Annotated in this window: 26 protein-coding genes and 1 pseudogene; 11 read left to right on the top strand and 16 right to left on the bottom strand. The window is 49.0% G+C overall.

Annotated features, from left to right (window positions below; genetic code table 11):
- On the bottom strand, window positions 1–298 hold a 298-nt coding region (locus tag Q9I99_RS07860; protein ID WP_304666199.1), incomplete at its 3' end, for an Imm26 family immunity protein.
- Window positions 299–571: 273 nt separating this feature from the next.
- Between Q9I99_RS07860 and Q9I99_RS07855 the strand changes: the two genes are divergently transcribed.
- The 7 genes from Q9I99_RS07855 (at window position 572) to Q9I99_RS07825 (ending at window position 4,564) form a co-directional block, all read left to right on the top strand.
- Window positions 572–1,021, top strand: coding sequence for an HvfX family Cu-binding RiPP maturation protein (locus Q9I99_RS07855; protein ID WP_003710760.1), 450 nt, complete (start codon window positions 572–574; stop codon window positions 1,019–1,021).
- 73 nt (window positions 1,022–1,094) lie between these two features.
- The gene (locus Q9I99_RS07850) at window positions 1,095–1,403 is read left to right on the top strand and encodes an HvfA family oxazolone/thioamide-modified RiPP metallophore (RefSeq protein ID WP_301667593.1); all 309 of its coding nucleotides are present in this window, start codon (window positions 1,095–1,097) and stop codon (window positions 1,401–1,403) included.
- A gap of 117 nt (window positions 1,404–1,520) precedes the next feature.
- A complete protein-coding gene (locus Q9I99_RS07845) occupies window positions 1,521–2,363 on the top strand; it encodes an HvfB family MNIO-type RiPP peptide maturase (protein ID WP_301667594.1) in 843 nt (280 codons plus the stop codon).
- Window positions 2,353–3,099 carry an HvfC family RiPP maturation protein gene (locus tag Q9I99_RS07840; RefSeq protein ID WP_301667595.1) on the top strand — a complete coding sequence of 249 codons (747 nt, stop codon included), beginning with the start codon at window positions 2,353–2,355 and terminating at the stop codon, window positions 3,097–3,099. Before Q9I99_RS07845 ends, Q9I99_RS07840 begins: the two co-directional genes overlap by 11 nt.
- Before the next feature lie 21 nt (window positions 3,100–3,120).
- Complete coding sequence (locus Q9I99_RS07835; protein WP_301667596.1) at window positions 3,121–3,708, top strand: sigma-70 family RNA polymerase sigma factor; 588 nt, start codon at window positions 3,121–3,123, stop codon at window positions 3,706–3,708.
- 4 nt (window positions 3,709–3,712) lie between these two features.
- Window positions 3,713–3,892, top strand: coding sequence for a zf-HC2 domain-containing protein (locus Q9I99_RS07830; protein ID WP_301667597.1), 180 nt, complete (start codon window positions 3,713–3,715; stop codon window positions 3,890–3,892).
- Window positions 3,893–4,123: 231 nt separating this feature from the next.
- The gene (locus Q9I99_RS07825) at window positions 4,124–4,564 is read left to right on the top strand and encodes a surface-adhesin E family protein (protein ID WP_301667598.1); all 441 of its coding nucleotides are present in this window, start codon (window positions 4,124–4,126) and stop codon (window positions 4,562–4,564) included.
- Window positions 4,565–4,730: 166 nt separating this feature from the next.
- Here the strand turns inward: Q9I99_RS07825 and Q9I99_RS07820 are convergent, their stop codons facing one another.
- From Q9I99_RS07820 to purD, 3 genes are read right to left on the bottom strand one after another with little or no spacing between them, the layout of a single operon-like run.
- Window positions 4,731–5,246 carry a hypothetical protein gene (locus Q9I99_RS07820; protein WP_301667600.1) on the bottom strand — a complete coding sequence of 172 codons (516 nt, stop codon included), beginning with the start codon at window positions 5,244–5,246 and terminating at the stop codon, window positions 4,731–4,733.
- Between the two features lie 14 nt (window positions 5,247–5,260).
- Window positions 5,261–5,863: an L-threonylcarbamoyladenylate synthase gene (locus tag Q9I99_RS07815; protein WP_301667601.1), complete on the bottom strand. Its 603-nt coding sequence runs from the start codon at window positions 5,861–5,863 to the stop codon at window positions 5,261–5,263.
- A 31-nt stretch (window positions 5,864–5,894) separates the two neighbouring features.
- A complete protein-coding gene (gene purD, locus Q9I99_RS07810; RefSeq protein ID WP_301667602.1) occupies window positions 5,895–7,166 on the bottom strand; it encodes a phosphoribosylamine--glycine ligase in 1,272 nt (423 codons plus the stop codon).
- A gap of 157 nt (window positions 7,167–7,323) precedes the next feature.
- Here purD and Q9I99_RS07805 point away from each other — a divergent pair, with 157 nt between their 5' ends.
- The gene (locus Q9I99_RS07805; RefSeq protein WP_301667627.1) at window positions 7,324–7,641 is read left to right on the top strand and encodes a DUF4298 domain-containing protein; all 318 of its coding nucleotides are present in this window, start codon (window positions 7,324–7,326) and stop codon (window positions 7,639–7,641) included.
- Window positions 7,642–7,694: 53 nt separating this feature from the next.
- On the opposite strand, the gene Q9I99_RS07800 is transcribed toward Q9I99_RS07805, so the two are convergent.
- From Q9I99_RS07800 to Q9I99_RS07775, 6 genes and pseudogenes are all read right to left on the bottom strand, one after another.
- Entirely contained in the window at window positions 7,695–8,306 is a 612-nt protein-coding gene (locus Q9I99_RS07800) for an IMPACT family protein (RefSeq protein WP_301667603.1), read from the bottom strand.
- Between the two features lie 62 nt (window positions 8,307–8,368).
- Window positions 8,369–9,304 carry an electron transfer flavoprotein subunit alpha/FixB family protein gene (locus tag Q9I99_RS07795; RefSeq protein WP_301667604.1) on the bottom strand — a complete coding sequence of 312 codons (936 nt, stop codon included), beginning with the start codon at window positions 9,302–9,304 and terminating at the stop codon, window positions 8,369–8,371.
- Window positions 9,305–9,314: 10 nt separating this feature from the next.
- Window positions 9,315–10,064 carry an electron transfer flavoprotein subunit beta/FixA family protein gene (locus Q9I99_RS07790; protein ID WP_301667605.1) on the bottom strand — a complete coding sequence of 250 codons (750 nt, stop codon included), beginning with the start codon at window positions 10,062–10,064 and terminating at the stop codon, window positions 9,315–9,317.
- A 225-nt stretch (window positions 10,065–10,289) separates the two neighbouring features.
- Window positions 10,290–11,258 (bottom strand): lipopolysaccharide heptosyltransferase I, encoded by a 969-nt coding sequence (gene waaC / locus Q9I99_RS07785; protein WP_301667606.1) that lies wholly within the window; start codon window positions 11,256–11,258, stop codon window positions 10,290–10,292.
- Between the two features lie 36 nt (window positions 11,259–11,294).
- Window positions 11,295–11,931, bottom strand: a pseudogene (locus Q9I99_RS07780) (nicotinamidase).
- Window positions 11,932–11,943: 12 nt separating this feature from the next.
- Window positions 11,944–12,231, bottom strand: a complete 288-nt coding sequence (locus Q9I99_RS07775; protein ID WP_301667607.1) for an Imm32 family immunity protein — start codon at window positions 12,229–12,231, stop codon at window positions 11,944–11,946.
- 160 nt (window positions 12,232–12,391) lie between these two features.
- On the opposite strand from Q9I99_RS07775, the gene tsaA reads away from it, so the two are divergent.
- Window positions 12,392–13,072, top strand: coding sequence for a tRNA (N6-threonylcarbamoyladenosine(37)-N6)-methyltransferase TrmO (tsaA, locus tag Q9I99_RS07770; RefSeq protein ID WP_301667608.1), 681 nt, complete (start codon window positions 12,392–12,394; stop codon window positions 13,070–13,072).
- Between the two features lie 152 nt (window positions 13,073–13,224).
- On the opposite strand, the gene gap is transcribed toward tsaA, so the two are convergent.
- Window positions 13,225–14,229 (bottom strand): type I glyceraldehyde-3-phosphate dehydrogenase, encoded by a 1,005-nt coding sequence (gene gap, locus Q9I99_RS07765; RefSeq protein WP_301667609.1) that lies wholly within the window; start codon window positions 14,227–14,229, stop codon window positions 13,225–13,227.
- 443 nt (window positions 14,230–14,672) lie between these two features.
- Between gap and mutS the strand changes: the two genes are divergently transcribed.
- Entirely contained in the window at window positions 14,673–17,270 is a 2,598-nt protein-coding gene (mutS, locus tag Q9I99_RS07760; protein ID WP_301667610.1) for a DNA mismatch repair protein MutS, read from the top strand.
- A 430-nt stretch (window positions 17,271–17,700) separates the two neighbouring features.
- On the opposite strand, the gene Q9I99_RS07755 is transcribed toward mutS, so the two are convergent.
- From Q9I99_RS07755 to arsC, 5 genes are all read right to left on the bottom strand, one after another.
- The gene (locus Q9I99_RS07755) at window positions 17,701–17,868 is read right to left on the bottom strand and encodes a hypothetical protein (RefSeq protein WP_301667611.1); all 168 of its coding nucleotides are present in this window, start codon (window positions 17,866–17,868) and stop codon (window positions 17,701–17,703) included.
- A gap of 293 nt (window positions 17,869–18,161) precedes the next feature.
- On the bottom strand, window positions 18,162–18,557 hold the full coding sequence (locus Q9I99_RS07750; RefSeq protein WP_301667612.1) for a coiled-coil domain-containing protein: 396 nt from the start codon (window positions 18,555–18,557) through the stop codon (window positions 18,162–18,164).
- 20 nt (window positions 18,558–18,577) lie between these two features.
- Complete coding sequence (gene gltX, locus Q9I99_RS07745) at window positions 18,578–19,972, bottom strand: glutamate--tRNA ligase (protein WP_301667628.1); 1,395 nt, start codon at window positions 19,970–19,972, stop codon at window positions 18,578–18,580.
- A 204-nt stretch (window positions 19,973–20,176) separates the two neighbouring features.
- A complete protein-coding gene (locus Q9I99_RS07740) occupies window positions 20,177–20,821 on the bottom strand; it encodes a YdcF family protein (RefSeq protein ID WP_002220030.1) in 645 nt (214 codons plus the stop codon).
- A complete protein-coding gene (gene arsC / locus Q9I99_RS07735) occupies window positions 20,818–21,171 on the bottom strand; it encodes an arsenate reductase (glutaredoxin) (RefSeq protein ID WP_002224210.1) in 354 nt (117 codons plus the stop codon). The genes Q9I99_RS07740 and arsC overlap by 4 nt, the downstream gene beginning before the upstream one ends.
- A 123-nt stretch (window positions 21,172–21,294) precedes the next feature.
- Here arsC and Q9I99_RS07730 point away from each other — a divergent pair, with 123 nt between their 5' ends.
- Entirely contained in the window at window positions 21,295–21,777 is a 483-nt protein-coding gene (locus tag Q9I99_RS07730; RefSeq protein WP_301667614.1) for a TlpA disulfide reductase family protein, read from the top strand.
- Window positions 21,778–21,859 lie beyond the last annotated feature (82 nt).

The raw sequence follows: 21,859 nt of genomic DNA, 5'->3' as shown, positions 1-21,859 counted from the left end.
TAATAAAAAGTTCTTTATTGTATGATAAGAAAATCGCTAAATCTGGATATATTATATTTTCTTTCTCTAAATCAACTTGCCCTATCAGTTTCCAAATCTTCTTTCTTATGGCTGTTTCTATACAGGCTTTATAAGTCTTAAACCCAACAGAAAGAAGCTCATCCATATTGGCTGTCTTTTCCGAGAGATAATCAAAAATACCAAACTCGTATTGCCTCACCCTACATATGTAAGCAAATTTCCCATTTGGGAGCGAGATTTCATAGATTTTTCCGTATTTTTTTACACCCTTATCCATATTGATTGTTTTTAATGTGTTTTATTTGATAAATTATCATCGAGTAGTCCCGTTTTGTTGTTGTCGGGATTAGCATTTGAAAGCATACCGTCCAAGGCGGGAATTATCTCACAACACCGCCGTTATCCAAATATCCCGCCTTTTTCCCTTTCTTTCCGTCAAAATACTTTCTTTTTATATTCATTAACTTGTTAAATTGTTGGCTGCCGAGTGTCAGTTTTTCCGACAAAATCCGTCTAATGGGGTATCAACAGAACCAAAATAGGAATACTTATGAAAATCGGAACAACTTGGCAGACGGCATCCGCTATGCTGGTTTTGCGTCTGTTTGCCGCATATGAATTTTTGGAATCGGGTTTGCAAAAATGGAACGGGGAGAATTGGTTTTCCGAAATCAACGATCAATTTCCATTCCCGTTCAACTTGCTGCCGGACGCGTTAAACTGGAATCTTGCGATGTATGCGGAGCTTTTGCTGCCCGTACTGTTGCTTTTGGGTTTGGCAACGCGCCTGTCGGCATTGGGGCTGATGGTCGTTACCGCCGTCGCCTGGGCTGCGGTTCACGCCGGTTCGGGTTACAATGTCTGCGACAACGGTTATAAAATGGCTTTAATTTATATCGTGGTATTAATCCCGCTGCTTTTGCAGGGTGCGGGCGGATGGTCGCTGGATACGCTGCTGAAAAAACGGTTTTGCCCCCGATGCCGTCTGAAACAAGATTGATTCAGTCGTGGAATCTGACTTTAAACATTCCAACCTTATCTCGTTAACTTGATATTCTGAAAAGGAAATAGAAATGAACAAAAACATTGCTGCCGCACTCGCCGGTGCTTTATCCCTGTCTTTGGCCGCCGGTGCCGTTGCCGCCGACAAACCTGCAAGCAACGCAACAGGCGTTCAAAAATCCACCCAAGGCTCTTGCGGCGCGTCCAAATCTGCCGAAGGTTCGTGCGGCGCGGCTGCTTCTAAAGCAGGAGAAGGCAAATGCGGCGAGGGCAAATGCGGTGCAACCGTAAAAAAAGCCCACAAACACACCAAAGCATCTAAAGCCAAAGCCAAATCTGCCGAAGGCAAATGCGGCGAAGGCAAATGCGGTTCTAAATAATCCCGTCCCTTCAAACCAAGCCGCGTTTTTCAGTAAAATGCGGCTTTTTTAACGGCAAACAAAGATTTTTTTAAACCAGCACATTATTCTTTTGTGCCATCCGAACCGGGTAAAAATATGATTCAACACGCAGGCTTAGGCTACCGCCGCGACTTGGCGGAAGACTTTCTTTCACTTTCAGACGACAGCCCGATATGCTTTATCGAAGCCGCACCGGAAAACTGGCTGAAAATGGGCGGCAGGGCGCGCAAACAGTTTGACCGCGTGGCGGAACGGCTGACACTGGCGTTGCACGGATTGTCTATGTCGCTGGGCGGGCAAGCCCCGCTGGATACTGATTTGATAGACGGCATCAAAGAAATGATGCGCCGTTACGATTGCACGTTTTTCTCCGATCATTTGAGCTACTGCCACGACGGCGGTCATCTTTACGATTTGTTGCCGCTGCCCTTCACTGAAGAAATGGTGCATCATACGGCGCGGCGTATCCGCGAAGTGCAAGACCGTTTGGGCTGCCGCATCGCCGTGGAAAACACGTCCTACTACCTGCATTCTCCGCTTGCCGAGATGAACGAGGTCGAGTTTCTCAACGCGGTTGCCCGTGAAGCCGACTGCGGCATTCATCTGGACGTGAACAATATCTACGTCAACGCCGTCAATCACGGTCTGCTGTCGCCTGAAGCCTTTTTAGAAAATGTGGATGCAGGGAGCGTGTGCTATATTCATATTGCCGGGCATGACGTGGAAACGCCGGAATTGTTGATTGATACCCACGGTGCCGCGGTTTTGCCGACTGTTTGGGACTTGCTCGAACTTGCCTATGCCAAGCTGCCGACGATTCCGCCCACCCTGTTGGAACGCGATTTTAATTTCCCGCCTTTTGCCGAACTCGAAGCCGAAGTTGCCAAAATCGCCGATTATCAAACGCGTGCCGGAAAGGAATACCGCCGTGCAGCCTGAAACCTCCGCCCAATACCAGCACCGTTTCGCCCAAGCCATACGCGGGGGCGAAGCCGCAGACGGCCTGCCGCAAGAGCGGTTGAATGTCTATATCCGCCTGATACGCAACAATATCTACAGCTTTATCGACCGCTGCTATACCGAAACGCTGCAATACTTTGACAGCGAAGAATGGGGCCATCTGAAAGAAGGTTTCGTCCGCGACGCGCGCGCCCAAACGCCTTATTTTCAAGAAATCCCCGGCGAGTTCCTACAATATTGCCGAAGCCTGCCGCTTTCAGACGGCATTTTGGCACTGATGGATTTTGAATATACCCAATTGCTGGCAGAAGTTGCACAAATTCCGGATATTCCCGACATTCATTATTCAAATGACAGCAAATACACGCCCTCCCCTGCGGCCTTTATCCGGCAATATCGATACGATGTTACCGATGATTTGCAGGAAGCGGAAACAGCCTTGTTAATATGGCGAAACGCCGAAGATGATGTGATGTACCAAACATTGGACGGCTTCGATATGATGCTGCTGGAGATAATGGGTTCCTCCGCGCTTTCATTTGACACCCTCGCCCAAACCCTTGTCGAATTTATGCCTAAAGCCGATAATTGGAAAAATATTTTGCTTGGGAAATGGTCAGGCTGGATTGAACAAAGGATTATCATCCCCTCTTTATCCGCCATATCCGAAAATATGGAAGGCAATTCCCCGGGCCAAAACCATCTATCCGCATAAAATTACCTTGTTCCCGATACTATGCCGCTACCCGACCTGACCGATGCCGAATTAATGGAGTCGCGCAAACTGCTTCTGCATTTTGCGCGGCTCCAATTGCCCGACCACCCTGATTTGGCTGAAGATTTAGTGCAGGAAACATTGCTGTCCGCATACAGCGCAGGCGACAGTTTTCAAGGCAGGGCACTTGTCAACAGCTGGCTTTTTGCCATATTGAAAAACAAAATTATTGACGCATTACGTCAAATCGGGAGACAAAGGAAAGTCTTTACCGCACTGGATGACGAGCTGCTGGATGAAGCATTTGAAAGCCATTTTTCCAAAAACGGGCATTGGACGCCGGAAGGGCAGCCTCAACATTGGAACACTCCGGAAAAATCATTAAATAACAACGAATTCCAAAAAATTCTGCAAAGCTGCCTATACAACCTGCCTGAAAACACCGCACGGGTATTTACCCTGAAGGAAATACTCGGTTTTTCATCCGACGAAATACAACAAATGTGCGGTATCAGCACGGCCAACTACCACACCATTATGCACCGCGCCCGAGAATCATTGCGCCAATGCCTGCAAATCAAATGGTTCAACCAAGAAAACCCGAAGTAACGTTATGAAAAAATGCCGCGATATTGCCCTGCTTCTTTCCAAACATCAGGAACAGGAAACCACCCTGGGCGAGAAGATTTCTATATATATGCACCTGCTGTTCTGCCCGCATTGCCGGGAATATAAAAGACAGCTTCAAACCATCAAAATATCACTGGCAAAAACAACCCGAACTTCAAAATAAATGCCGTCTGAAAGGGCTTCAGACGGCATAAGCTGACGGAAACAAATCAAACCGATTTACTGTTATCGGCAGTTCATCCATAATACACGCTTCAAAAGCAGCATATTCCTCCATACGGAATGTATAAATACGCAAAACACGAAGGCTGCATCAATTTGCCATATTTGCCTTATTTCACAGACGGCACTACCCCTCCCGCCCAACCCGTTCTTTCTGAATGAGCGGATTTCAATGATTAAGGAAACCCTAATGCGCCCAATCTTCCTATCTTTCGTTTTACTCCCTATATTGCTAACCGCCTGCAGCACACCGGACAAGTCTGCCCGATGGGAAAATACCGGCACGATCTCAAACGGCAATATTCATACATATATCAATAAAGACAGCGTGAGAAAAAACGGAAATCTGATGATTTTCCAAGATAAAAAAGTTGTTACCAATCTAAAACAAGAACGTTTTGCCAACACCCCCGCATACAAGACTGCCATTGCAGAGTGGGAAATCCACTGCAACAACAAAACATACCGCTTAAGTTCGCTACAGTTGTTTGATACAAAAAACACAGAAATTTCCACACAAAGCTACACAGCCTCTTCCCTCCGCCCGATGAGCATCCTGTCCGGGACATTAACCGAAAAACAATATGAAACCGTATGCGGAAAAAAACTCTGATTGTAACTTATACACAAACTTATCCACAAGCCTTATCATAAAAATGCCGTCTGAAATACTGAAATATCAGCATTTCAGACGGCATTTTGCCATTTCCCTGAAAAGTTATCCCTGAAATTATCCACATTATTTTTTTAAACCGGCTTTCATCCGAAATATAAACCCGCTATACAACTTCATTATCCAAACGTAAATTGTTCCATTGATACACAAAACTGCTTGCCCCCATAATTTTGATAAAGCATTTTTTGCATTTCCGGCTCCGTCCCGTAACCAACACAGCCTCTAAAAAATAATCGCTTGTTTTGACACCGATACACTCATACAGATACAGAAATTCAAGAAAATAACCTTGTGTATTGACCATCTCAAGCAATTCAGAAAAATCAAGAAATTTTCTGACCGTAAACAAACGTTTCCCTAAAAAGACGATGTCTTCAAAAATATCGACCAAATAATCGTCTTCGGCGTTTCCATTTTCATGGGTTAAAACAACACGGGAAAAATCTGTTTTTAGATGCTTGCCCGCTTGATTGTTTGGATTGTTGTTCAGAACGATAAAACCGTCCTCAAAATCAAAGCAGACGTTGTGTCCTTCTACCTTTATCTCTGTGCAATAACAATCATGTAGAGAAATACCATCCGAAAAATTTTTTCTTTGTGTATGCAAAAAAGTTTTCATTCAAGCACCCATATCTAACGCAAACGTTTACCTGTTTCCCCGTCAATAATCTGACTCGGCAATTTCTGCCTGCCGATTCTCCCACCAACAATCCACACATCGCGTCCGAATTGCCTTCTGACTTCCCTCTCCGTCCGACACGCGCGTTTGCCTGCGCGGTTGCACGAAGTCGAGACCAAAGGCGTTTGCAAAGCCTGACACAAGCGGCGCGCACCTACATGGGCGGGAACCCTGACCGCCAACTTGCTGCGCTGTTTCCCGCGTAACTCAGGTAATACGCAGGATTTGGCAGATAATAGGAACGTTTTAGGGGCGGGCCATTCTTTTCTAAGCATAGCCTGCAGATTTTCAGACGGCATTTGAAGTAAAGGCTGCAACTGTTCAAATTGATTCCCGATGACAATCATACCCTTGTGTTGCGGCCTTTTTTTCAAATGAGCCAACTTACCGAGTGCTTTGGCTAATGTCGGAAGACACCCCAAACCATAACAAGATTCGGTCGGATAAGCGACCAAACCGCCTTTTTTCAAATAAACGCTTAACTTACGTTGCGCTGATGCTGCGATAATTCTCGGAAATAACATAATATCAAATGCCGTCTGAAGCGTATCAGTCACTTGGCTTCAGACGGCATCATCCTCTTTCTAATTAACGGTTAATCGCTTTATCGGCAATGTCTTTACGGTATTGCATCCCGTCGAAGCTGATTTTTTCCAACGCGCCATATGCCTTGGCTTTCGCTTGCGCCACATCATCGCCCAATCCTACGACACACAATACGCGTCCGCCGTTGGTCAATACGTCGCCTTTCCCGTTTGCCGTTGTGCCAGCATGGAAAACTTTGCCTACTTGGTTGGCAGCATCCAGACCGGAAATAACATCGCCTTTTTTAGGCGTTTCGGGGTAATTTTGCGCCGCCAGCACCACGCCTACGGCAGTTTGCGGATTCCATTCTGCGGCTACACTATCGAGTTTGCCGTCTATTGCTGCTTCGACCAAATCCGCCAAGTCGCTGTTCAAACGACTCATAATCGGCTGGGTTTCTGGATCGCCGAAACGGCAGTTAAACTCAATCGTATAGGGTGCGCCGTTTTTATCAATCATCAAACCTGCGTACAGGAAGCCGGTGAACTCGTGCCCTTCCGCTTTCATACCCGCTACGGTCGGCAAAATAATCTCGTTCATCGCGCGCTCGTACACGGCAGGCGTTACCACAGGCGCGGGGCTGTACGCACCCATACCGCCCGTATTCGGGCCTTTGTCGCCATCTAAAAGACGCTTGTGATCTTGGCTGGTCGCCATAGGCAATACATGATTACCATCAACCATAACGATAAAGCTCGCTTCTTCGCCTTGCAGAAAATCTTCAATCACAACGCGTGCGCCTGCATTGCCCATTTTATTGCCCAACAACATATCATCAATTGCAGCATGCGCTTCATCCAAAGTCATTGCCACAATCACGCCTTTACCTGCCGCCAAACCATCGGCTTTGATGACGATGGGCGCACCTTTCTGATTGACGTAATCGTGTGCAGCATCGGTATTTTTAAAGGTTTGATATTGCGCGGTTGGAATGTTGTATTTCGCCATAAATGCTTTGGCGAAATCTTTAGAACTTTCCAACTGCGCCGCATATTGTGTCGGACCAAATATTTTCAGCCCTGCGGCACGAAAATCATCCACAATACCTGCCGCCAAAGGCGCTTCAGGGCCAACGACGGTAAAAGTAATATTTTCTTTACGACAAAATTCAATTAAATCCTGATGCGCAGTCAAGGCGATGTTTTGCAACTTGGGTTCAATCGCCGTACCGGCATTACCGGGCGCAACAAATACTGTTTCCACTTTGGGCGACTGCGCCAATTTCCAAGCCAGCGCGTGTTCGCGACCACCATTACCGATAACCAGCAGTTTCATGCCATCTCCTTGACAAATATGTACTTTTAACGAAAACTCAATACAAAGGGACTTTTGTCCCGTTTAAAGAAATTTTGGTGAAATTAAACAAAAAACCGTTTCATTCCACTCTGCAACCTATTCAACTTATTCACAAATTAAAAAAGGACAAGCAAACATACAAAAACGTATTGATGAAATCCAAAGCAAATACCGCGAATGGTGTTATTTACTACCGCAATTAGAAGAAAACATCCGCCGTTGGAAATATGCCGTCGCTTTAATTCGCGATATGGCTAATTTCTACACCCACGAATATCAGGCGTGTCATCAGGCTATTGAAGACGGGGCGGAACTGGATTTAAGTACGGAAGGCGAATACAGCATTATGAGTGAAGATGCACTATGGAACGCGCTTGGCGAATTCCATCAATTGGCTTGGCTATATTTGCGCTCCAGCGTCGATGCCTTGGACAGATATACGCAAGAAGATTAATCAGCGAAGAGGTCGTCTAAAAACCCTAAGATGTGGATTTTCAGACGACCTTTTCATTCAAAAGGCTTTTCCGTATTTACTTTAATCTGCCGTGTATTCTTCCAAGCCGCAACACAGGCCTCATAATTTGCCAACGACAAACTTACCGTCAATCGGCAATCCAACTGCAAATCCTGCTCCAATATATCCGCCTGATATTGTTTGGCAATGCGTATCGCTTCATTCAAAAACGGATATTCACATTTCAGCCAAACGGTTTTTTCAATATTCTTTTCAACCACTTCTGCAACTGCCAACACTTGAGCCGTCGCCTCTTTGTACGCATGTATCAGACCTGGAACGCCCAATAAAGTACCGCCGAAATAGCGGACGACCACAACCAAAACATCGGTGATACCCACCGAATCAATCTGTCCCAAAATTGGTCGTCCAGCACTTCCTGATGGCTCTCCATCATCGTTGGCACGAAATTGCATACCATCTACACCCAAACGATAGGCATAGCACCAATGCCGCGCTTTATGATGTTCTTCCTTTAACGGATCGAGGTATTTTTTCACATCAGACAATATCCGAATCGGATAGGCAAATGCAATAAAACGGCTGCCTTTATCTTTAAACTCAGCCTGCGTCGGGGAAGTAATGGTTTTATAAGTCGTAATCATGCTGAAATGTTTTCAGACGACCTCATTAATAACGATGTCGTCTGAAAGTTTCACGTGAAACATTAATTTTTCAATGCTTCTGTTAATTGTGGAACGATTTCAAATAAATCACCTACTAATCCATAATCGGCTACATTGAAAATCGGCGCATCAGCATCTTTATTGATTGCAACAATCACCTTACTGTCTTGCATACCGGCAACGTGTTGAATCGCACCTGAAATACCGATTGCAAAATACAGCTGTGGCGCAACCACCTTACCGGTTTGTCCAACTTGAGCATCGTTTGGCGCATACTCAGCATCTACTGCTGCACGGGATGCACCGATTGCCGCACCCAACGCATCCGCCAAAGGAGTTAACACTTCATTGAATTTTTCAGCACTACCCAACGCACGACCACCGGAAACAATCACTTTTGCCTGAGTCAACTCAGGACGATCGGAATGAGAAAGCTTGCGGTTCACAAAACGGCTCAGGTTTTGAGCAGGGGTTGCTTCAACATTAATTGCCTCGGCATGACCACCTTGTGCAGGAGCTGCATTAAAAGCCGTTGCTCGGAAGGTCAGCACCAACTTTTCTAAATCAGCTTGCACGGTTTCAAATGCATTACCTGCATAAATCGGACGTACAAAAGTCGTGTTATCTACAATCTCGGTTAAATCAGAAATTTGCGGTACGTCTAATAAGGCGGCTACGCGGGGCAGAAGGTTTTTACCGAATGTGGTTGCCGTTGCTGCAACATATCGGTAATCCGCCGCCAATTTAACAACCAGCGGAGCCAACTCTTCAGCCAAACCTTCAGCATAATGAGTAGCATCTGCAACCAAAACTTTTTCCACTCCCGCTACTTGCTTCGCGAATTCCACGACGGACGATGCGCCGTTTCCGACAACCAATAAATCGACTTTGCCCAGTTTGGCGGCAGCGGTAACAGCATGCAAAGTAGCAGGATTCAACTGTTTGTTGTCGTGTTCGGCAATAATCAATACACTCATTTCAGTCTCCTCAAATCACTTTGGCTTCGTTTTTCAATTTTTCAACCAATTCGGCAACGCTTGCTACTTTTACACCTGCCTGACGCGCCTTAGGTTCGGCAAATTTCACCGTTTTCAGACGAGGGGAAATATCGGCAACTAAATCGGCAGGAGCCAGTTTTTCCAAAGGTTTTTTCTTTGCCGCCATAATATTGGGGAGTTTGACAAAGCGCGGTTCGTTCAAACGCAAATCTGCGCTGATGACTGCAGGCAGTTTCAACGCAATCGTTTCTTCGCCGCCATCAATTTCGCGCACAATCTGCACTTCGTTGCCTTCAATCTGTACTTTGGAGGCGAACGTACCTTGCGCCGCATTCAGCAAAGCTGCTAGCATTTGCGCCACTTGGTTGGCATCATCATCGGTTGCCTGCTTGCCCAAAAAGAAAATTTGCGGATTTTCTTTGTCCGCAACAGCTTTCAGCAGCTTAGCAACGGCCAGCGGCTCCAATTTCGCATCGGTTTCAACATGAATTGCACGGTCGGCACCCATCGCCAAAGCAGTACGCAACGTTTCTTCGCATTTTTTCTCGCCCAAAGAAACCGCTACGATTTCGCTTACTTTTCCGGCTTCTTTTAGTCGGACGACTTCTTCCACAGCGATTTCGTCAAATGGGTTCATCGACATTTTGACATTACCGATATCCACATCCGAACCATCGGCTTTTACACGAACTTTGACGTTGTAGTCCACTACGCGCTTTACTGCGACCAGTGCTTTCATTGAATTCTCCTAAAAAGAACGTCGCTTTCACTATCAAGCAAAACCAAACCTTCTTCTCTATAAAATCAAATCCGTTTTCCTTAGAAACGAATTCATTCAGAAATCTTTCGGATAATGCTTGCCGATTATACCATTTTTAAAGCATTTACTCAGGCTGGTGGATATACATTCCTACATTCAACGAACTGTAAATACCATGCCGTTATATCAGTTTCAGACAACCCTTTAGCCTTTGTCTGCTGCAACACAATCCATCAGCGTTTGATAAACCAAATCTGCGGTCGGAATCTGCCCGATATTGCCCAAATTTTTTGCAATTAGCGAAACCTGAACGCCTGTTTTAATCGGATCGGTATCGGTATAAATACCGACCACAGGTTTTTCTAAAGCATTTGCCAAATGCAGCAAACCGGTATCCACGCCGACAATTCCGACCGCGTGTTTCAACAGGTATGCCGCCTGTAATAAATTCATTTTAGCGCACACTATGGCAAACGGCAGCCCGTCTGCAATTTGTTCGGCACGCGTTTTTTCAGCTTCATTTCCCCATGGCAGGTAAACATTGCATTGTTGTTTTTCATTCAGCTTTTGCAGCAAGGCCCGCCAGTTTTCCATAGGCCATAACTTACTGTCCCGGCTGGTCGCGTGCAAAACCGCATAATACGGCTGCTCTAAATTTTTCAGACAACCTGCTTCAGGAACAATCAAACCAAATACCTGCGTTTCAGGCATTACATACCCAAACACTTGGGTAAACAGCTCACGGTTGCGCCAAACGGCATTTCTACCTTTCGGTACAGCATACTTTTTATCATACGCCAAAGCAGCCCATCCCTCGCGCGCACTGTTTTTATCTAAACCATAAATAGGGGATTTTGCCATTTTGGCGAAACACGCGCTTTTAATCAGACCTTGACTGTCCAATACAAAATCAAATGCTTCCTGCCGCAAGGCCTGTTTCAGACGACCTATTTCCTGCCAAGTTTCTGCTTGAAAAAGATGTTTGCGCCATTGCCGCCATTTCATCACATGGATTTTTTTTACGAACGGATGCAGGCGCGCAATATCCGCAAATCCGGCTTCACACAACCAATGGAGTTCCACATCAGGGCATTGTCGCACCAAATCTTCGATTGCGGGCAAAGTGTGAATTAAATCGCCCATACTGGACAAGCGGACAAGCAAAATTTTCATATTTAAGAAGTGTGTTTCACGTGAAACAATTTTAACTTATTGATTATTAATATATTTTTTTAATTTCTTCAGCGTTTTTTAAGATAATTGCACCGGCAGAACGCATTTCCTGCCATGCCGTTTCGATGGTATCCGGCGCAATACCCTGACAAGCCGCTTCATTGACGATAACCTGCCAATTGCCGCCTTTTAACAACTGCAAAACCGTTGTTTTCACACAATAATCCGTAGCCAACCCGCCAACAATGACCGTATCCGTATTTTGACAACGCAGCCATTCGATCAACCCTGTGCTCAGTTTTTCCTCAAGATCGTGAAAACACGCGCCGTAAGGATGCAATTCAGGATCAACGCCTTTCCAAACGCAATAATCGTATTCCTTGGCAGAAGGCAGTCCGTCCAACAATTCATAGCCGCGAGTACCGACCATCGCATGAGCCACCCAAGTCAAATCCGCATCGGGCAAACCTGTCGGCTTTAACATATCAACAGGATTATCCACAAGCCATTTCGCTGCCGCATGATGCGCATCTTTCGTCATCACGCGCAAATCCGCCAAAGCGGCTTGGGCATTCAACTCTTCGACAATCAAATGCCCCTCGTTTACAGGCAGCTCTTTAGGACACAAAGGCGTAAAAGTTTTTTGTGCATCAACATCAATGGAAACAATCATCTCATTACTTCTTCACTTAAGATCGTCATTCTCTATTTTACGAATAACAAAACTCTTACCTTCTTTATTTAAGGAGTACAATTCATCTAGGTGAATATGATATGTCATATCCACCTCCTCCATTTTAGCTATACCTAAGATGCTCCTTGCTAGAAGCTGTAATCCGATTTTATTACCCAAAATTTCAATCTCACCTCCTATAGGTGAGATATGAAAGGAAAGATAACAACCTGACTTGGGTGCAATATACGGGATTCCCTCTTCGTTATAGCGAACCGTTATGCTTCTTTTTTTTATCAATGCTCCAATGCCTTTTTAAGAGTGTCTTGGACACAAGGATTCTGTGCTACTTTATTTCAACGCGATTAAAATGCCCTGTATTATAACAAATTACTGCCCGAAAGCGGTAAAACCGGCTGTGATAAGATAGCGTTTTTCCAAAAAACTTATCCACAACCTTATGACTTATACCATTACCCCCATCGGCACCGCCCGCTCGCCCTACAAACAGAAATTCGGCATCGCCCGCCAGCCCGGTTTGGTCTCCGCCGCAGAAGTATGCATCGAGCTGAATCCCGAATTTACCGCAGACAGCGTGCGCGGACTAGAACACTTCGACTATGTGTGGATAAGTTTTATTTTTCACGGCGTATTAGATGAAGGCTGGGTACAAATGGTGCGTCCGCCACGGCTCGGCGGCAAACAAAAAATGGGCGTATTCGCCACGCGCAGCCCCCACCGCCCCAACCATCTCGGACTCTCGCTCCTGAAACTCGAACGCATCGAAACCGACAAACCCGTCCGCCTCTATTGCAGCGGCGCAGACCTGCTGGACGGCACACCGATTGTGGACATTAAGCCCTACATCCCCTTTGTCGAATCCAAACCCGATGCCGTATCCGGCTTTGTCAGCGGCAAACCCGAAGAGTTGGAAGTCGTTTGGCAGGAAAACATCGGCGCGGAAAATTTATCTGAAAGCACCAAAAATCTCATCAGCCAAAGTATTGCCCAAGACCCGCGCCCCGCCTATCAGGATATTCCCGAACGGATTTATGTGATGAATATTGCGGATTACGAAGTCAAGTTTCAAATCGAGGAAAACCGCGCAACCGTTATTGATCTTTCCCCAACCCCGCTTTAAATCGGGCAAAAATCCGGTTTTGCCGCATAGCAGATGAACAAACGGCTGTTGTTTGTTCGCCATAAGCCGCAATATCAAGTTACAGACAAACAATGCCGTCTGAACGCAATGTGTTCAGACGGCATTTACTTATCCACAGGTTTGTTCAAGCCTTAGATTTTGCCTGCAAAGTATTCCAAAGTGCGGACGAGTTGGCAGGTGTAGGACATTTCGTTGTCGTACCAAGCGACGGTTTTCACCAGTTGTTTGTCGCCTACGGTCATCACGCGGGTTTGGGTGGCGTCAAAAAGCGAGCCGTATTCGATGCCGACGACGTCGGAAGAAACGATTTGATCTTCGGTGTAGCCGTAAGATTCGTTGGCGGCAGCTTTCATCGCGGCGTTGATTTCTTCTTTGGTTACAGGGCGTTCGAGGACGGAAACCAATTCGGTCAGCGAGCCGGTGGCAACGGGAACGCGTTGGGCGGAGCCGTCGAGTTTGCCGTTCAATTCGGGGATAACCAGACCGATGGCTTTGGCGGCGCCGGTGCTGTTGGGCACGATGTTGAGTGCGGCGGCGCGGGCGCGGCGCAAATCGCCTTTGCGGTGCGGCGCGTCAAGGGTGTTTTGGTCGCCGGTGTAGGCGTGGATGGTGGTCATCAGGCCTTCGACTACGCCGAATTCCTTTTGCAGGACTGCCGCCATCGGGGCAAGGCAGTTGGTGGTGCAGGAAGCAGCGGAAATGACGGTTTCGCTGCCGTCCAAAATGTCTTGGTTTACGCCATATACGACGGTTTTCACATCATTGCCGCCAGGTGCGGAAATCACGACTTTGCGCGCGCCGGCACGGATGTGTGCTTCGGATTTGGTTTTGCTGGTAAAGAAACCGGTACATTCAAGGACGACATCCACACCCAACTCGCCCCAAGGCAATTCTTCGGGATTCGGATTGGCGAAAACTTTGATTTCTTTGCCATTTACTACGATGGCATCGTCTTTCAATTCGGCAGTACCTTGGAAACGGCCTTGTGTGCTGTCGTATTTGAAAAGGTGCAGCAGCATTTCGGCAGGGGTCAGGTCGTTGACGGCGACGACTTCGATGCCGTGGGCTTTTTCAATTTGACGCAATGCGAGGCGGCCGATGCGGCCGAAACCGTTAATCGCTACTTTAATGCTCATGTTTATACTCCAAGCTATGAAACGAAATTTCAATGCCTGCATTGTATTCTGAAATAAAGTTACATTCTACTATTACACCCAACTACTTGACGCTTATTTGATATAGATGAATTTTGCTGTTTTCACAGATTTCCAAAACTTTTATTATCAATATTTGAATTTAAAATTTTAATGATGATTTTGATGATTGCCGACCTGCTTGTGTATAAGTAGCAAATATCCAATATTTTCATTAACTTTTTGTCAAATAAGTTTGAGTTTAAGGCTTGCCGTATAAGACAGATAAGCGTGGATGTTTTTTGACTTAATAATATTCTTGTGGATAACTTTGCTGTTTTCCTATTTGTCTCCACAACTTTATTGACAGGCTTACGGTCAGTCTCATTCCGTCGAAGACAAAACCTTTTGCTACAATACCGTTTTTCTAATGATAAGGCAGCCCCATGTCCAAATCCTCCGTTTCCCCGATGATGCAGCAGTATCTCGCCATCAAATCGCAGCACGCCGACAAGTTGGTGTTTTACCGTATGGGCGATTTTTACGAGCTGTTTTTGGATGACGCAGTGGAAGCGGCGAAGCTGTTGGATATCACCCTGACCACGCGCGGGCAGATGGACGGCGTGCCGATTAAGATGGCGGGCGTGCCGTTTCACGCGGCGGAGCAGTATCTGGCGCGGCTGGTGAAGATGGGCAAAAGCGTGGCGGTGTGCGAGCAGGTGGGCGAAGTTGGCGCGGGCAAAGGGCCGGTAGAGCGCAAAGTCGTGCGCATCGTTACACCCGGCACGCTGACCGACGCGGCGTTTTTGGAAGATAAGGAAACCAACCGCATCGCGGCGGTGAATGCGGATAAAAAACACATCGCCATCGCGTGGGCATCTTTGCAAAGCGGCGAATTCAAAACCAAGCTGACGACGGCGGAGAAACTCGCCGACGAGCTGGCGCGTTTGCAGGCGGCAGAAATCCTGTTGCCCGAAGGCAAAAGCCTGCCTGATGGTTTTCAGGCAACCGCCGCCAACATCACGCGCCTGAACTCATGGCAGTTTGCCGCCGACGCGGGCGCGAAATTATTGACCGAATACTTCGGCTGCCAAGACCTGCACGGCTTTGGTTTGGACGGCAAGGAACACGAAGCCGCCGTCGGCGCGGCGGGCGCGCTGTTGAACTACATCCGCCTGACGCAGAACCTGATGCCGCAACACCTCGACGGCATTTCGCTCGAAACCGACAGCCAATATATCGGCATGGACGCCGCCACGCGCCGCAATCTCGAAATCACGCAAACCCTCTCCGGCAAAAAATCGCCGACCCTGTTTTCCATACTCGACGGCTGCGCCACCCACATGGGCAGCCGCCTCTTGGCACTCTGGCTGCACCACCCCTTACGCAGCCGCGCCCACATCCGCGCCCGCCAAGAAGCCGTTGCCGCGTTGGATTCGCAATACGAAACCCTGCAAGGCCGTCTGAAAAACATCGCGGACATCGAACGCATCGCCGCCCGCATCGCCGTCGGCAACGCCCGCCCGCGCGACCTCGCTGCCCTGCGCGACAGCCTGTTTGCCCTGTCTGAAATCGAATTGTTCGCCGAGGGCAGTAGTCTCTTAGAAACCCTCAAAGCCGTTTTCCCTGAAACCCTGCCCGTTGCCGAAACCCTCAAAGCCGCCGTGATGCCCGAGCCTGCCGTCTGGCTCAAAGACGGCGGCGTTATCAACCAAGGCTATTGCGCAGAACTCGACGAGTTGCGCCACATCCAAAACCACGGCGACGAATTTCTGCTTGAGCTTGAAGCGCGCGAACGCGAACGCACCGGCCTTTCCACCCTCAAAGTCGAGTTCAACCGCGTCCACGGCTTCTACATCGAGTTATCCAAAGTCCAGGCTGAACAAGCCCCCGCCGACTACCAACGCCGCCAGACCCTGAAAAACGCCGAACGCTTCATCACCCCCGAACTCAAAACCTTCGAAGACAAAGTCCTGACCGCGCAAGAGCAAGCATTGGCATTGGAAAAACGCCTGTTTGAAGCCCTCATCAAAGACATTCAGACGGCCTTGCCGCAGCTTCAAAAAGCAGCCAAAGCCGCCGCCGCCCTCGACGTACTCTCCACCTTCGCCGCCACCGCCGCCGAACGCGGCTTCGTCTGCCCCGAGTTCGCCGACTACCCCGTCATCCATATTGAAAACGGCCGCCATCCCGTCGTCGAGCAACAAGTGCGCCACTTCACCGCCAACCACACCCGCCTCGACCACAAACACCGCCTCATGCTCCTGACCGGCCCCAACATGGGCGGTAAATCCACCTATATGCGCCAAGTCGCCCACATCGTCCTCATTGCACACACCGGCAGCTTCGTCCCCGCCGATGCCGCCCAAATCGGACCCATCGACCAAATCTTCACCCGCATCGGCGCCTCCGACGACCTCGCCTCCAACCGCTCCACCTTCATGGTCGAAATGAGCGAAACCGCCTACATCCTCCACCACGCCACCGAGCAATCCCTCGTTCTCATGGACGAAGTCGGTCGCGGAACTTCGACTTTTGACGGCCTCGCCCTCGCGCACGCCATCGCCGAACATTTGCTGCAAAAAAACAAATCCTTCAGCCTCTTTGCCACCCACTATTTCGAACTGACCAAACTACCCGAAGCCCACGCAACGGCGGTCAATATGCACCTCTCCGCACTCGAACAAGGACAAGACATCGTCTTCCTCCACCACATCGAACCCGGCCCTGCCAGCAAAAGCTACGGCATCGCCGTCGCCAAACTTGCCGGCCTGCCCAACCGCGCCCTCAAAGCCGCCCAAAAATATCTGGACGAACTCGAAGCCCAAGCCGCCGACGCACAACCGCAGCTCGATATTTTCAACTTTGCGCCGGAAGGCCGGGCGGGTTCGGATACCGGTGCTCCGGCAGACGACGATGCAGGCAGCCGTTCAGACGGCATCCTGACCGAAACATTAAACCGGCTCGATCCGGACAAACTGACCCCGCTGGAAGCCTTGTCCGAGTTGTACAGATTGAAAGAATTGGCCGGATCCTCCTCATAAGGTTTGCTTCCAAACCGGTTTGCCCGCCCCGAAATAAACGCAGGGCTTCCCGGGAAGAAGGTTTGCCCTTTTCCGTACGGCGGGAATACTGTTGTTTTATGTCCGACGTGCCGTCCGTTTATTGGCAAAAATCATCTTCCGAAGGGTAAAAAAGCTGTGTTTTAATATGCCGTCGATACCTGCCTGCCGGTCGGACAAAACGCCTTTTATTCCGCGAAACCGTTTTTTACCCAAACGGAAATAGCCGGCTTTCCTCTTTTAAACGTGTGAAACCAATAGATTATTCAAATATATACGAAAAATCCGCCCGCTTCCGCAGACGGCGTCCGCCATGCAGCCCGAAAAGATATGAAGGGCATTTTATCCACAATATTGCCCACACGCGCAAAACCGCAGCGATTCGATTCTCCGTTTGCCGTTGTGGAAAACTTTATCTGCCGTGTTCCATTAAAAAAGGGCGCATTGCTTTTCGCAACCATCCTTTTGACAGTCGGAAAAAAGTGAGGGCAACATCGGCAAGAACGTAATATTTTCTTGTTTTTATGGATTTTTCAAAAAATAAAATTGCTCTATTTTGCGCTTTTACCCAATCGGACAAAGAAGGGCGCACCTTCCCAGGATTTTTTTGCCGCAGTATTTCAAACCGTCCGAACGCGTACCGAATGTCGGGGCGAATGACCGGATTATCCGTTTAAACCTACCGGACATTCGGACTTTGCGGATAACTTTTCAGCGGCCAAAACCCTCATTTCCAACATCGCCGCCGCAATGCCCGCATATTTTATCCACAAGTACGGCGTTAAACCGCGCCCGATTCGGATTGGCAATCTCCGCGTGTTCCGCCTCCGAAGCCGCTCCACCATTGTTTTCCACAAAATCAGGATGCTGCGGTTAATTTCCCGCCGCTTTTGTCCCGCCCGCGCCGTAAACCGCATTCCAAGCCTTGTTCAAGCGCAATCCCGCCTGCCTCAATTCCTCTTCCTGACGCGCTTTCACCGCCATCGCCTTGGGGATTTCCGCTTCCAAACGGGCGATGTCTGCCTGAGCCGTCTGCAACCGGCGGCGCGCATCTTCCAAATCCGACTGCATCCCGATGATTTTTCCGTCCAGATTGTTTTGTTTTTGCAGTAAGGCACGATAGCCGGATTGGATGCTGAGCAGATTGTCTTCCGCATCCCCCGCCCATACGCTTGTAGAAAAAGCAAGCATCAGAAAATACAATATTTTTTTCATATTCAACTTCCGTTTGAATGCCGTCTGAAGCCGTATTCCGACATCAGACGGCATTGCCCGCACCTGTGGATAATTTAAGCGCGGATGCGTTTCAACACTTCCTCTTTGCCAATCAATGCCAATACGGCATCGACGCTCGGGGTTTTTGCCGTACCGCAGACAGCAAGGCGCAGGGGCATACCGAGTTTGCCCATTTTGATGCCTTCTTCGTCGCAGAAGGGTTTGAACAGGTCGTGGATGGCTTCGGCGTTCCAATCTTCCAACCCTTCGAGGCGTTCGGCAAAGCGCAACATACGGGCGGCGGCCTCGTCGTCCCAGTGTTTCTGCACGTCCGCTTCGGCAGGCGTTTGTTTGACGTAGAAGTAGAGGCACTCGTCGGCGAGGGTGTTCAGGTCTTGGGCGCGGTCTTTGACCAGTGCCAACACGTCTTCCAACGCAGGTTTTTCGGTTTCATGAATATCGCGCAGCGCAAGGCGGGGTTTGACGAGTTCGGCGAGTTTTTCGTTGGGCGTGATTTTGATGTGTTCGCCGTTGATCCAATAGAGCTTTTTCAAGTCCATACGGCTTGGGGACGGGGAAACGTCTTTCAAATCAAACCATTCGATGAATTGTTCCATCGTGAAAAATTCGTCGTCGCCGTGCGCCCAGCCCAAACGCGCCAAATAGTTGAGCATCGCTTCGGGCAGGATGCCCATCGCGCCGAAATCGGTGATGGCGACGGTATCGCCGCTGCGTTTGGAGATTTTTTTGCCTTGTTCGTTGAGAATCATCGGCAGGTGGCCGTATTCGGGCAGGTTCGCGCCGATGGCTTTCAAGATGTTGATTTGCTTGGGGGTATTGTTTACATGATCGTCGCCCCTGATAACGTGGGTAACGCCCATATCGAAGTCGTCCACCACGACGCAGAAGTTGTAGGTCGGCGTGCCGTCGGCGCGGGCGATAATCAGGTCGTCGAGGGCTTCGTTGGGAATGGAAATTTCGCCTTTGACCAAGTCAGTCCACTTGGTTACGCCGTCCAAAGGCGTTTTGAAGCGGACGACGGGTTGCACGCCGGCAGGGATTTCAGGCAGGGTTTTGCCTGCTTCCGGCCGCCAGCGGCGGTCGTAAGTCGCCGCGCCTTCCTTTTCGGCTTTCTCGCGCATCGCTTCCAATTCTTCTTTGCTGCAATAGCAGTAGTAGGCAGCGCCTTTTGCCAATAGTTCGGCGATGACTTCTTTATAACGGTCGAAGCGGCGGGTTTGGTACACTACATTGTCGGCGTTGTCGTAATCGAGACCGACCCATTTCATACCGTCGAGGATGATGTTGACGGATTCGGCGGTGGAACGCGCCAAATCGGTGTCTTCGATACGCAATAAAAACTCGCCTTTATGATGGCGGGCAAACGCCCACGAAAACAAGGCGGTGCGAACGCCGCCGATGTGCAGGTAGCCGGTGGGGCTGGGGGCGAAACGGGTTTTGACGGTCATGATGGCTCCGAAATCTTTGAAAGCGTTTATTTTACTGGTTTTACCGTGCTTGGGCATCAAAAATGCCGTCTGAACCCTGCCTGCGGATAAAGTTTCAGACGGCATTTTCCTTGTTTTCAATGCTTCGGCACGCGGAACAGTGTATCACGCGCCGCCGACCGGATTCCTTCGGGATTGCGTCCAAAAAAAGGGGCAACGAAACAGCTAATTGAAAAAATCTCGCCCCCATTTTTCCAAACGGTAGAGGGATAACGCATACCCCTCTTGCAGCATAAAGATTTTTTTCTTATTTCCCGCATCAAACCGCGTGGTCGGCGTGGCAGACATATAAACGCGGACACCCAAATCCTCCGCCATTTCCGCCGCCCGTGCCAAATGGTAGGGATCGCTGACAATCACCACACTGGCAATACCATTGGCACGCAAAACCGGACGGATGTTGTTCAGGTTTTCATAAGTGTTGCGCGAAGTGTTTTCAAACAGGATGTTGCGCGCCGGAACCCCCTGCTTGAGCGCGTACCGCCGCCCGACCTCGGCTTCGGTCATATAGCCTTTTTTGGTCCGGCCTCCCGTAAACACGATTTTGCCTACCCTGCGGCTTTGGTAAAGCGCGATGGCGTGGTTGATGCGTTCCCGAAAAACCGGGGAAGGGCGTTTGTCCCATGCGGCGGCACCCAACACCAGCGCGGCATCCGCCCGGACATACGGCGGCAAAACCTGCCCGCCCGTCCGATAAACCGCCCAAACGGATGAGGCAAACACCAGCAAAAGCGGAAAAACACTCAAACAGAAACCGCCCAACAGGTAATAGCGCAAGCCGTTGCGGCTGCAAAACAGCCGTTTGTTCACAATACCGCTTCGATATTTTCCAACGGCCTGCCGACAGCCGCCTTACCGTTTGCCAAAACAATCGGACGCTCCAACAGGGCGGGATGATCGGCGATGGCACGCAGCAGTGCGTCATTGTCCAAATTGGGGTTGTCCAAACCCAATTCCTTATACAAATCATCTTTCACGCGCATCATCCCGCGCGCCGATGCCAAGCCCAATTTGTTGAAAATATCCTTCAATTCGGACAAGTCGGGCGGCGTATCCAAATATTTGACCACTTCGGCAGCAATGCCGCGTTCTTCCAATAGGGACAAGGCGGCACGCGATTTGCTGCAACGCGGATTGTGGAAAATTTTGATTTCAGACATGACATTTCCTTACTTCTCGACAATCCCCTTATTATCGGCTTACGCAGGGTTTTACTCAATATCCCGCCTACAACCGTACCAAACGGTTTACAATACCCGAATCGACATACAAAGGACAAAACGATGAAATACTTGAATCTTGCCGCAATCACCCTTGCCGCCACATTTGCCGCACATACCGCCTCGGCAGACGAACTGGCCGGATGGAAAGACGGTGCCGCGCAAAGCCTGCAATCGCTCAAAGCCCCCGTACGCATCGTCAACCTTTGGGCGACTTGGTGCGGCCCGTGCCGAAAAGAGATGCCCGCCATGTCCAAATGGTACAAAGCGCAGAAAAAAGGCAGCGTCGATATGGTCGGCATCGCGCTCGACACATCCGACAATATCGGCAACTTCCTCAAACAAACTCCTGTTTCCTACCCGATTTGGCGTTACACCGGGGCGAACAGCCGAAATTTTATGAAATCCTACGGAAACACTGTCGGCGTACTGCCCTTTACCGTCGTCGAAGCACCGAAATGCGGATACAGGCAGACCATTACAGGGGAGGCAAACGAAAAAAGCCTGACCGAAGCCGTCAAACTCGCCCATTCAAAATGCCGTTAAACGCCGGATGCCGTCTGAAGCCGCTTCAGACGGCATTTTTCCAGCCCGACCTTCGGTATCCGCCAAACTTATCCACTATCTA

It is taken from the genome of Neisseria basseii, assembly GCF_962707005.1.
Classification (GTDB): domain Bacteria; phylum Pseudomonadota; class Gammaproteobacteria; order Burkholderiales; family Neisseriaceae; genus Neisseria; species Neisseria bergeri.
This window is presented reverse-complemented; position numbering and strand designations above follow the sequence as displayed.